At 36.0% G+C, this 10,417-nt stretch carries 8 protein-coding genes; 5 read left to right on the top strand and 3 right to left on the bottom strand.

All coding sequences use genetic code 11. From position 1 onward, the window contains the following. The gene (tuf, locus tag A9G43_RS03240) at window positions 1-1,185 is read left to right on the top strand and encodes an elongation factor Tu (protein WP_065605820.1); all 1,185 of its coding nucleotides are present in this window, start codon (window positions 1-3) and stop codon (window positions 1,183-1,185) included. A 460-nt stretch (window positions 1,186-1,645) separates the two neighbouring features. Continuing rightward, complete coding sequence (locus tag A9G43_RS03235; protein WP_065606584.1) at window positions 1,646-2,608, top strand: aldo/keto reductase; 963 nt, start codon at window positions 1,646-1,648, stop codon at window positions 2,606-2,608. 400 nt (window positions 2,609-3,008) lie between these two features. Here A9G43_RS03235 and A9G43_RS03230 read toward each other — a convergent pair whose 3' ends face one another. Further along, complete coding sequence (locus A9G43_RS03230) at window positions 3,009-4,850, bottom strand: SLC13 family permease (protein WP_442903312.1); 1,842 nt, start codon at window positions 4,848-4,850, stop codon at window positions 3,009-3,011. Window positions 4,851-5,156: 306 nt separating this feature from the next. On the opposite strand from A9G43_RS03230, the gene A9G43_RS03225 reads away from it, so the two are divergent. Then, on the top strand, window positions 5,157-6,878 hold the full coding sequence (locus tag A9G43_RS03225) for a thiamine pyrophosphate-dependent enzyme (RefSeq protein ID WP_065606580.1): 1,722 nt from the start codon (window positions 5,157-5,159) through the stop codon (window positions 6,876-6,878). A 132-nt stretch (window positions 6,879-7,010) separates the two neighbouring features. Here A9G43_RS03225 and edd read toward each other — a convergent pair whose 3' ends face one another. Both edd and A9G43_RS03215 read right to left on the bottom strand, forming a co-directional pair. Next, a complete protein-coding gene (edd, locus tag A9G43_RS03220) occupies window positions 7,011-8,816 on the bottom strand; it encodes a phosphogluconate dehydratase (protein ID WP_065606578.1) in 1,806 nt (601 codons plus the stop codon). Between the two features lie 27 nt (window positions 8,817-8,843). After that, window positions 8,844-9,371: a gluconokinase, GntK/IdnK-type gene (locus A9G43_RS03215; protein ID WP_065606576.1), complete on the bottom strand. Its 528-nt coding sequence runs from the start codon at window positions 9,369-9,371 to the stop codon at window positions 8,844-8,846. Window positions 9,372-9,661: 290 nt separating this feature from the next. Here A9G43_RS03215 and gatA point away from each other — a divergent pair, with 290 nt between their 5' ends. Together gatA and gatB are read left to right on the top strand one after the other, a co-directional pair. Further along, window positions 9,662-10,114 carry a PTS galactitol transporter subunit IIA gene (gatA, locus tag A9G43_RS03210; protein WP_065606574.1) on the top strand — a complete coding sequence of 151 codons (453 nt, stop codon included), beginning with the start codon at window positions 9,662-9,664 and terminating at the stop codon, window positions 10,112-10,114. Window positions 10,115-10,129: 15 nt separating this feature from the next. Beyond that, window positions 10,130-10,414 carry a PTS galactitol transporter subunit IIB gene (gene gatB / locus A9G43_RS03205; RefSeq protein ID WP_065606572.1) on the top strand — a complete coding sequence of 95 codons (285 nt, stop codon included), beginning with the start codon at window positions 10,130-10,132 and terminating at the stop codon, window positions 10,412-10,414. Window positions 10,415-10,417: the final 3 nt, after the last annotated feature.

The raw sequence follows: 10,417 nt of genomic DNA, 5'->3' as shown, positions 1-10,417 counted from the left end.
ATGTCTAAAGAAAAATTTGAACGTACAAAACCCCACGTTAACGTTGGTACAATCGGCCACGTTGACCACGGGAAAACAACTTTAACAGCTGCAATTACAGCTGTACTTGCAAAAAAATACGGCGGTCAAGCTCGTGCATTCGATCAAATCGATAACGCACCGGAAGAAAAAGCACGTGGTATCACCATCAACACTTCACACGTTGAATACGATACACCAACTCGTCACTATGCACACGTAGACTGCCCAGGCCATGCTGACTATGTTAAAAACATGATCACTGGTGCTGCACAAATGGATGGTGCTATCTTAGTAGTGGCAGCAACAGATGGTCCTATGCCACAAACTCGTGAACACATCCTTTTAGGTCGTCAAGTAGGTGTTCCTTACATCATCGTATTCTTAAATAAATGTGATATGGTTGATGACGAAGAATTATTAGAATTAGTTGAAATGGAAGTACGTGAACTTCTATCTCAATATGATTTCCCAGGTGATGATACACCAGTAATTCGTGGTTCTGCGCTTAAAGCGTTAGAAGGCGATGCAGCATGGGAAGACAAAATTGTTGAATTAGCAGAAGCATTAGATAGCTATATTCCAGAGCCAGAGCGTGATATCGACAAACCATTCCTATTACCAATTGAAGACGTATTCTCAATTTCAGGACGTGGTACAGTAGTAACTGGTCGTGTTGAACGCGGTGTAATTAAAGTTGGTGAAGAAGTTGAAATTGTTGGTATCAAGCCAACTACTAAAACAACTTGTACTGGTGTTGAAATGTTCCGTAAATTGCTAGACGAAGGTCGTGCAGGTGAAAACGTTGGTGTATTACTACGTGGTACAAAACGTGAAGAAATCGAACGAGGTCAAGTACTTGCAAAACCAGGTTCAATCACTCCACATACTGATTTTGAATCAGAAGTGTATATTTTAAGCAAAGATGAAGGTGGTCGTCACACTCCATTCTTCAAAGGTTACCGTCCACAGTTCTACTTCCGTACAACTGACGTAACTGGTACTATCGAATTACCAGAAGGTGTAGAGATGGTAATGCCTGGAGATAACATTAAAATGACAGTATCCTTAATTCACCCAATTGCAATGGCAGAAGGTTTACGTTTTGCGATTCGTGAAGGTGGTCGTACTGTTGGTGCAGGTGTTGTTGCTAAAGTTATTAAGTAATCAAACTTACCGTAATAAAGAGCAACTATTGATGCTCTTTATAATCAGTAAAAAAGGTGCATTTAGGTGTGCCTTTTTTATTTTTTAATCAATAATTTCATATATACTTAAAGTTAACTAACCGCAGTAACCTTATATTTTCTACAGCATTATAAAACGTCAAGCCTCGAACATATTTCCGTTAAAAGAAAGCCTTTAGCCAATTATTCTAAATGTCTATTAATACTTTTACTAATTTATCTAGCATGTTTTTAGTACTTCATTGATATTAAAAATAAATTTCACTATTTACAGTTATACATAAGGTTGTTATTAGTGAATTTAATTCATGATACTATCAATTAGAAACTTATTTATTTCAATAAATATAAGGGTTAGAATAATTTATCGAAAATATATTATTCGCTTATTGTTAGATGGATAAAATTTATTCAAATTAATTTTTACAAGGGAGGATTTTATGGAATATTTACAACTTGGCAACTCTAATATTAAAGTGTCTCGTCTTTGTTTAGGATGTATGAGTTTTGGTGATCCTGCCAGTAAAATGCATGCATGGACACTTAATCCCGATCAAAGCGAAACAATTATTAAACATGCACTAGATTTAGGAATTAATTTTATTGACACTGCCAACACTTATTCTGCTGGTACAAGCGAAGAATATTTAGGACGAGCAATCAAAAAAAATATCGCTCGCGACAAAGTCATATTGGCAACGAAAGTCTATTTTAACGAAGGACACCTATCAAAAGCCGCAATTGAAAGGGAAATCGATGGATCGCTTAAACGACTTGGCACTGACTATGTCGATTTATACATCATTCATCGCTTTGACTATACAACACCAATGGAAGAAACAATGCAAGCTTTACACAATCTTGTCAAGGCAGGAAAAGTCAGAGCTTTAGGAGCTTCGGCTATGTATGGATACCAATTTTATAACATGCAACTTGTGGCAAAGAAAAATGGTTGGACGCCTTTTATTTCTATGCAAAATCACTATAACCTACTGTATCGTGAGGATGAGCGTGAATTAATTCCTATCTGTCATCAATTCAATGTTTCACTAACCCCATATAGTCCTTTGGCTGCTGGTAGACTTGCTCGTTTAGAGTGGCAAACCGATACACTACGCAGTAAAACTGATCAGACCTCTATTGCCAAATATGATGGTACGCAAAAAATGGATGCTAATATTGTACAAAGAGTCCATCAACTTTCGGAGAAATACGGTGTGACTATGACACAAATAGCATTAGCTTGGCAATTTGCTAAAGGAGTCACTTCACCAATTATTGGTGCAACTAAAACCAAATATCTCGATGATGCTGTTGGTTCGCTTAAAGTATCTTTATTAAAGGACGATATTGCATATTTAGAAGAACAATACACGCCACATCGTGTTGTTGGTGCGCTTTGATTTGTGATATGGAAGGTTATTTTTAATAAAACAAAGCATTAATAAAATAATTATAACATTTAGCCTTTCTAAAAGGCTATTTAGGGTTTAGTTAGGTTAGGATGCTTTGTCATTTTGATGAAAAATACTTACCATGATAATTTCAGAGTGTGAGAGGGGGTGTAAAATCCTCTCGTTTCGCTAATTAGTATTTAGTGGAAAGTATTGGAATGTATTTGCCTGTACATCAAAGGCTTATTAATCTTTCCGCCAAATGTTCTATACCATATTAACTTGCCCAGCAAAACTTAGAAAGAAAAAAGTTAGGCTAAGGTTACGTGAAACCCTAAAAATATCATATTAATCTAATTATATTTTTTGCTTTATCATTATTTAATGAAAAATAAAAGAGTGCTAGTTTTTAAAAAGGGAAAAATATTGGCACTAAAGCAATATCCACCGCCATTACTAAAAAAGTTAACGGTACGCCAATTTTGACAAAATCGCCAAAGCTGTATCCTCCCGGTGCTACTACCATGGTTTTAATCGGTGAGGATACGGGCGTAATAAATGACGCTGATGTGGCAATTGCCACCGTCATGGCAAATGGATAAGGTGAGTAACCAAATTTTAGTCCTAAATCAATAGCGATTGGCGCAATTAAAATGGCTGTTGCAGTATTGGATATAAATAATCCAATTGTTGAGCATAATAAGAAAACAAATGTTAGCACCATGTATGGGCCGAAAGAGCGTAAGTGGACTTCAAGCCAAGCTGATATGAGCGAAATCCCCCCCGTTTTGTTGAGTGCTAGTGCAAAAGGCATCATACCTATAATTAGAATTAAGGTTGGCCAATGTATGGATTTATAGGCATTAGCCATGTCAATGCATCGTGTTGCTCCCATCAGTAAGCCGGCGACTAATGCCGCAACCACATTAGGCACAATACCTGTCACCATTAAAATAATCATAATGGCTAGGTTAATTAAAGCCGCTGGTGCTTGTGAGCTTGCTGGTGCAATGTCGTCGATATCGGCCGGAAAGTCTAATACAACAAAGTCATTGGTTCGAGTTTGTAGTTTTTGGATCGAACCCCAGTCACCACAAACTAATAATGTATCACTCATTTCTAAACGTTCTTGGAATAAGTTGTTTGTTTCAACCGGTGCATGATTACGCCAAATACCAATTACAGTCAGGAAATATTTTCCTCTAAAATCAATTTCATTAAGTGTTTTTCCACACAGTGTCGATTCTGGGAGCAGGGCAACTTCGGCCATGCCGACTTGTTTAACCTGTTCTGAAAAATATTCACCTCGTAATACTTTCGGTTCAAGGTTGTTGGTGTTTAAAAAGGTTCGATAATCGGCTTCGGAGTGTGACATATCGAGTAATAAAATATCATTTTCACGAAATTCGGTTGAGCCATTAACGGGGATTAGTACTTTGTGGAATTTGCGCCAGCGTTCAATACCAATAACATTTACACCATGTTCACTACGCAAATGTAAGCCATCAATTGTGCGCCCAACAAAAGGTGAGCCAGCTAGTATTTGTGCTCGATGGGCTCGGCCAATTAATTTATAGTCTCGAATTAAATCGGTGATTTTTCGTCTTTGTGGTTGGGTATTAGTTGGGGTAACTTGTTCTGCTGTGAGTAACCAATTGCGTGTTAATATGCAATATATAACCCCGACAATTAAAACACCAATACCAATTGGGGTGATCGAGAAAAAACTGAATTCAGTCAAAGCGGCACGGTTTAATTCACTGTTTACCACAAGGTTTGGTGCGGTGGCAACCAGTGTCATCATGCCACTTATTAATGCCGCAATACAAAGTGGCATCATTAATTTTTTTACATGAATACCAGTATGGTTAGCAATGCTAATGGCAACGGGTATAAAAATTGCAACTACGCCAGTTGAGCTCATCACTGAGCCAAGCAAAGCAACGCCTAACATAATGCAGGTGATAATGCGAATATCGTTTTTGCCTGAGACTTTTAATATGTATTCGCTCATTTTGTATGAAATGCCTGTTCTAACCAAGCTTTCACCAATAATAAATAGAAGGGCAATTAAGATAATATTCGGATCGCTAAATCCAGCGAGGGCTTCCGCTGGTGTTAATACGCCTGTGATGGTGATTGCCGCGATTGTGAGCAATGCAATAATGTCCATTCTTAATTTGCTGAACGAAAACATTAAAATTGCTATTAATAATAATATGCAGACAGTAATAAGTGGGTAATATTCAATAAAATAATTAGGTAAGAATTTAGTGATTGATGATACTAAACTATCCTCAGATGACAAATGTTCCACAAAAAGTAGCTCTATGATACAGATTACATTTTGTACATAATACCTTGATTTATTGTAATAGGGAATATCTCTAAATGAAGTTTATATGACTATAATTACTTTGTTGTTAATTTTCTTTAACATTATTTTACATTTTTTAACATTTTTTGCTATTTTCTTTATGACCTATTCGCATTATCGAAAAGTAGGTGTAATTTAAGCAACTAAACCTATTTAATCGTTAACTCTTTAGGAGAGAATATGTCATCAAAAAAATCTGTTGCACAAATTATAGTTGATGTTTTGTCTGAAGCAGGTGTTAAGCATTGTTATGGTATTGTTGGGGATACTTTAAATCATATTACTTCTTCTATTAAAAAAAGTAATATTGAATGGGTACACGTTCGTCATGAGGAAGTCGGTGCTTTTGCCGCAGGGGCAGAAGCCTATTTAACAGACCAAATTACAGCTTGTGCTGGATCTTGTGGTCCAGGAAGTTTGCATTTTATTAACGGTATTTATGAAGCACACCGTAATAAAGTACCTGTTGTTTTATTGGCAAGCCAATTGGTGACTTCGCAACAAGGTACCGATTTTCCGCAAGAAGTTGATTTTGAATCTATTTATAAAAATTGTTCTGTATTTTGTCAGCAAATTAATGATCCAACCCAAGCAAGACAAATAACAACCGCAGCAGTTCAAGCTGCAATTAATCAACGAGGTGTAGCTGTTTTAGTGGTACCTTATAATATTAGTTTAATTAAGGTTGAAGATAATAGTGGGCATAAGATTTATCACCCTAAACCTATTATTCGTCCGTCAAATGAAGAATTAAATCAAATCGCAGAAATACTTAATAATAATCCCAAAATAGCTATCTTTGCTGGGCAAGGAGTGTGTGAGGCTCACGATGAGCTTATTGCCTTTGCTGAAAAATTAAAATCACCTATTGTGCATACCTCAAGAGGTAAAGATTTTGTTGAGTATGATAATCCTTATAATGTTGGTATGACTGGTATGTTTGGTATGGAGTCAGGAACAACAGCGATTAAAGAGTGTGATGTGTTAATTATGTTAGGTGCTGATTTTGCGTGGTCACAATTTTATCCTGATAAAGCGATTATTATTCAAGTTGATATCGATGCCACTCATCTGGGGCGGCGTCATCCAGTGAGTGTGGGGGTTGTTGGTAGTAGTAAGCCAACGTTAGCCGCTTTAATTCCTTTAGTTGATGAAAAACAAGATACTACGTTTTTAGAAAAATGTCGCCAATTGTATATGAAGGCAATGGATAAATTGAATAAGAAAGCTGTACCTTCTCAAACAATGATTCATCCTCAATATTTAACCGAGCTTGTTGATAAATATGCGACACAAGATGCTGTGCTTTGTGCTGATGTTGGCTCAGCTATGGTTTGGGCTTGTAGGCATTTTAATACCAATGGAAAAAGACGTACGGTAATTAGTTTGAAACATGGCACAATGGCAAATGCAATGCCGCAAGCGTTAGGTGTGCAAAAAGCATTTCCTAATCGTCAGGTAATTACTTTATCAGGTGATGGTGGTATTAGTATGTTATTAGGCGATTTGTTAACTACAATTCAAGAAAATTTGCCAATTAAAATTATTGTGCTTAATAATAGTTCACTTAATTTTGTTGAATTGGAACAAAAATCAGAAGGTTTAGTTGATCACTATACCGATTTACAGAATCCTAATTTTGCAAAAGTTGCTGAGTCGATGGGATTATTTGCGATAAGAGTCGATAATTCTGATTCTCTTGATGAAGCAATGCAATCATTTTTATCACATCAAGGTCCTGCATTATTAGATGTTAAAACCAGCTCTAATGAATTAGTTATGCCGCCTGAAATTCAAGCATCGCAGGTTATGGGGATGGCGCTTTACAGTGTAAAAGCTTCTTTGCAAGGGAAAATGGGCGATGTAGTAAATCTATTGGTGGATAATTTTATCAAGAAATAGTTTATATTATTTTTTATATTTATTTTAAATGACAAGTTTACAGAGAGTTTTTGTTAAAAACTTTCAGGAAATAGGGGTGTTTCAGTATAATTTGGGGGGGAGCTGCCGCTGATTTGCGGCAGAATAAATGAATTAAAAACTAACGGCGCCTTCTTCTGCGGAAGTTAAATTTTCTCGGATAACGGTAAATAGTTCACGCCCATAACCTAGATGTGAATCCGTTAAGTCGAAAGAATAAGGTTCACGTTTGGCTAATTCTGCTTCGTCTACTAATAATGTTATTTCGCCAGTTTGACCATTAACACGGATCATGTCTCCATTTTGGATTTTACTGAGTAAACCTCCATCATAAGCTTCGGGGGTGACATGAATTGCGGCAGGTACTTTACCCGAAGCCCCCGATAATCGACCATCAGTTAATAACGCAACTTTATAACCTTTATCTTGCAGAACACCTAGCGGTGTTATTAGTTTATGTAATTCTGGCATACCAATTGCTTTTGGTCCTTGATAACGGACAACAACTACGCAGTCTTTATCTAGTTTGCCAGCTTTATATTCGGCATCTAAATCATATTGGCTATTAAAGATGACTGCTGGTGCTTCAATAATTTGATGTTCAGGTGCAACGGCTGATGTTTTCATAATTGCACGGCCAAGATTACCTGACATCACTTTTAATCCACCATGAGAATTAAATGGTTTTTTGATTGACGCAATGACGCTGTCATCTAATGATTTTGTTGGGCCTTCACGGAAAGTAAGTTTGCCATTTTCTAAAATAGGTTCTTGAGTATAACGACTAAGTCCACGCCCTACTACAGTTTCAACATCTTCATGTAATAAGCCACCAGATAATAGTTCGCGAACCAATAAAGATGTACCTCCAGCTGCTTGAAAGTAGTTTATATCGGCTAGACCATTCGGGTAAATTCGGCAAAGTAGTGGTACTGCCGTTGATAGGTCTGAAATATCATCCCAATTAATAATTATGCCAGCTGCTTTAGCCATCGCCACAATATGCATGGTTAAATTAGTTGAACCGCCAGTTGCGAGTAGTGCAACTAGACCATTGACAATCACCTTTTCATCTACCATTTTACCAATAGGCATATAGTTGCCTGATTGGTTGGTTATGCGGGTAATTTGTTTAGCTGCAGCATTAGTTAATTCAAAACGTAGTGCTGTTTCAGGATGAACAAAAGCTGCTCCAGGCAAATGTAGTCCCATTAATTCAATAACCATTTGATTAGTATTTGCTGTACCATAAAAAGTACAAGTACCACTAGTGTGATAAGATGCCGATTCTGATTCAAGTAAATCTTCACGTGAAGCTTTACTTTCCGAGTAAAGCTGTCGGATACGCACCTTTTCTTTATTGGATAAGCCTGATGGCATTGGTCCTGCAGGTACAAAAATAGCAGGTAAGTGACCAAACGTTAATGCGCCAATAAATAAACCTGGTACAATTTTATCGCATATTCCAAGATATAGAGCACCATCAAACATATTATGCGAAAGTCCGACAGCAACCGACATCGCAATCACATCACGGCTTGTTAATGACAGCTCCATTCCAGGTTCTCCTTGAGTTACACCGTCGCACATGGCTGGTACTCCGCCAGCCATTTGCCCAACAGCACCAATTTTGTGAAGTGCTTTTCGGATTTGTTCAGGATAAAACTCATACGGTTTATGGGCTGATAACATATCATTATAAGAACTAATAATCCCTATATTACTTTTTAAGATATTTTTTAGATCTTTCTTATCATTGGTACAACAAGCCGCAAAACCATGAGCTAAATTACTACATGGTAAACTAGATCGAGTTACTTTATTATGCATAGCACGTTCTATTTTTTGCAGATAATTGGTACGAGATACCCTAGAACGCTCAATAATTCGTTGAGTTATAGCCTGAATAGTCGGATTCACATTGACCTCGTTTATTTTTTCTATTTTTTAACAATGACATATTGTCCGTATTACTTGTTCAGCATCTTGCACAACCTTTTTTAGTGGTTGTTCAATATTAATATTGTAGACATCTTTTTCATCGGGAGTTGGTTCTTCTAGAGTATCAAATTGCGATTGAAGCATGCCTGTCTTTTGGTAGTGTCCTTTACGTTTAGCTAACCTTTCTGCGATTACATCGAAACTTCCTTTCAAATAAATAAAATGTACATTTTCATTTTCACCGCGAATAATATCTCGATATTTTCGTTTTAATGCCGAGCAAATAATAATTGAGACATCGTTAACATTACTCATAGCAAATGCGGCATTACTGATTAAGCTAAGCCAAGGCATTCGATCTTCATCGTTTAATGGCGTACCGCTCCGCATTTTTAAAATATTAGCCTTTGGATGTAGAAAATCGCCATCTAAAAAAGCAGCATCTAGATTGTAAGCAACTTGTTTGGCAACTGCTGATTTACCACATCCTGATACTCCCATTAATACAAAAACTTGTTTGTTTTTTTTAGTCATTATTTATCCTTCGTACATCCAACTAGTTACGGGTAACATTTTGACATGTTAACCCCTATTTGCAATATAAAAAAATTTTTTTTGTGATCTGGATCAGGTTTTACTTTTAATTCTTCAATTAATAGTAAGTTACCTATTGGTTAATCTTTATTATTGAAAATTAGATTACGATCACAAATATATAAAATCTTATTTGCTTTTTAATTCGAAAGTAAATAATCTTTCGTTATTATTTTGTTTTCGAAAGTTAAATTAGAAAAGTAAACTATAATAAATAGTGGAGAATAAATATGAATAAATTTCAGCTTTTTTTCGAAAACAATCTTAAATTTGATAATGAATTAGAAGCATTAACTTATATTAGTGAGCAATTACAACAAAAGGGCATTGTTAAAAAAAGTCATTTAAAAGCCTTAATCGAAAGGGAAGCATTATTTCCAACGGGTATTGCTTTCGATGGTTATGCTGTGGCTATTCCACATTGTGACGCAAAGCATGCAAATACTCCAGCAATCTTTATTATTCGCACTCAATTCCCAGTTTCTTTTAATCGAGCTGATGATGATAGCAATATTGATATTTCATTGATTATTTCACTTGTTGTGACTTCACCAGAAGATCAAATTGAGCTATTAAAAACGCTTTTTTCAAATTTACAACATAAAGACTTCTATCAATTTTTATTAAACGCTCCGCAAAATGAAATTGTGGATCATTTTAATAACGTGATATTTAATCAATAAGTTTCAGGAGGCATTATGAAAAAGAAGATTATTGTTGCTTGTGGTGGTGCTGTTGCAACCTCCACTTTGGCTGCTGAAGAAATAAAAGAATTGTGCAACGAGAATAATATTCAATTTGATCTTATTCAATGTCGCATTAATGAAATTAATACTTTTATTGATGATGTTGATTTGATCTGTACTACAGCCAGAATGGATCAGAATTTTGGTGATATTCCAATTGTTCATGGAATGCCTTTTGTATCCGGGGTTGGTATTGATCAACTAAAAGAAAAAATATTATCTATTTTAAAAGGATAAATC

The sequence above is a fragment of the Gilliamella sp. Occ3-1 genome (genome assembly GCF_001690655.1).
GTDB classification, from domain to species: domain Bacteria; phylum Pseudomonadota; class Gammaproteobacteria; order Enterobacterales; family Orbaceae; genus Gilliamella; species Gilliamella apicola_P.
Note: the sequence above shows the minus strand (reverse complement) of the source record. Positions and strands in the feature narration are given on the sequence as shown.